General features: G+C 75.7%; 1 protein-coding gene. It reads left to right on the top strand.

The features are described from left to right. The first annotated feature begins 40 nt into the window (after positions 1-40). On the top strand, positions 41-1,813 hold the full coding sequence (locus IJH84_RS20870) for a hypothetical protein (RefSeq protein WP_295147935.1): 1,773 nt from the start codon (positions 41-43) through the stop codon (positions 1,811-1,813). Positions 1,814-1,824 lie beyond the last annotated feature (11 nt).

Genomic DNA, 1,824 nt, shown 5'->3' on the forward strand with positions numbered 1-1,824 from the left:
GCGTTCTATACAGCGTTTTGAAAATGGAGAGGACATTCAGTTGGGAAATCTGATCAAACTGCTGAGCGCTTTGGGCCTACTCAGCACTACCGGCTCTCCCGCACCCGCCGCGCTGCTGGTGCTCGCCATCGCGGGCACCGTGCTCGCGCCGATCGGCGGACCGGCGGCGGTGGTGGGGGCGCTGCTGCTGTTCGGGATACCGCTGGCCGGGCTGAACACTTACGCGGCCACTCGAGCGCTGCCGATGTCCGGCCGCAGCCGGGCGCTGGCCGCCGGTGCCTACGCGCTGCTGCCGCTGGCCACGTTGTCCGCGGGGCAGGGTCGGCTGGACGTCGTGGTCGCGCACGTGCTGGTGCCGCCGCTGCTGGCGGGTATCGCCGCGGTGATCGGGCTGACCCGGATGGCCGCGATGGGCCGCTCGCGGCATTGGCTCAGCACTGCCTGCCTGACCGCGCTCGGGCTCGCCGTGCTGGGTGCCTTCGCGCCGCTGGTGCACGTGATCCTCGTGGTGCTGGCGCTGGTCGGGTTCGTCGCGGTGCCGAGCGAAGCGCGCCGCGCGCCGCGCCGGGTCGCCGGGTTGGCCGCGCTGGTGCTGCTGCCGGTGGCGTGCCTGCTGCCGTGGCCGGTGGTGCTGCTGCGGCATCCGGAGATCTTCGCGCACGGGCTCGGTGCCCGGTTCACCGAAGCACCGGCGGGTGGCTGGCTGGCCGCGTTGAGCCCGGCACCAGCGGGCCTCGCCGGTGCGCTGCTGGTGCTGACCGCGCTGTTGGCGCTGGTGCTCGCCCCGCGCAAGGCGATGCTTCCCGGCGCGGTCACCGCGCTGGTCGGCTGGGCGGCCGCGGCCTGCGTGGACCTGTTCGCGCTCGCACCGATCGGCGGTGGTCCCGCCACGACCGGTGCGACCGGGGCAGCGCTCACCGTCGCGGCGGCCGGGCTGCTGTGGATGACGCTGTCGGCGGGACCGATCAACCGGCTGCCGCGCCGCGCGGGAGTTGCGCTGCTGACGGCCGCGCTGCTGGTCACGGGCGTGAGCGCGGTGCTGGCCGGGCGCGGTCCGCTGCGCACCGAGCCGGGTGGGGGAACCCCTGCGCTCGCCGCGGAACTCGCCGGACCCGGCGCGCTGCTGGTCCTGGACCCGGGGCCGCAGCCCGCCCGGCTGGTGGACGGCAGCGGTCCGCGTTTCGGCGACGACGATCTGGTGCCGGTGAGCAGCGCGGTCGACTGGCTCCGGCAGTCCGAGGCGGACGTGCTCTCCGGCGATCAGCAGCGGGTGCGGTCGGCGCTGGCCGCCGCGGCCGCGCGCGGTGCCGGTCACGTCGCCGTGCCCGCCGCCGCTTCGGCGGAGGTGCAGCGCGCGGCCGGCGAAATGGTCGTGGAGCACGGCAGGCTCGGCGACGGCTCGGTGGTGCTGCGCGTGCTGCTGCCGACCGGGCCGGTGCAGCTGCTCGGGCCGGACCTGGCGCGGCAGGCGCGGCTGGAGGCAGCCCCGTCTCCGCAGGCCCGGCCCATTCCGGTGCCCGCAGCGACGCCGGAGGTCGCGGTCCGCGTGTCGGCGGGCGGCGTCGGGCGGGCGCTGGTGCTGGCCGCCGAGCACGAGCCCGGCTGGCAGGTGGTGATCGACGGTCGGGAGGCGCCGCTGGCGAAGGCGTGGGGGCACCAGGTCGCGGTGCCGCTGCCGGAGGAGGCGGGCGAGGTCCGGGTGGACTACAGCGACAGCTCCCGCACCGCGATGCTGGTGGTGCAGGCCGCTGCGTTGCTGTTCACCGCGATCGCCGCACTGCCGTCCCGCCGCCGCACCCGCCCGGACACCTGAGCCGCAGCGCC

The organism is Saccharopolyspora sp., from assembly GCF_017434145.1.
In the GTDB taxonomy this organism is placed as follows: Bacteria; Actinomycetota; Actinomycetes; order Mycobacteriales; family Pseudonocardiaceae; genus Saccharopolyspora_C; species Saccharopolyspora_C galaxeae.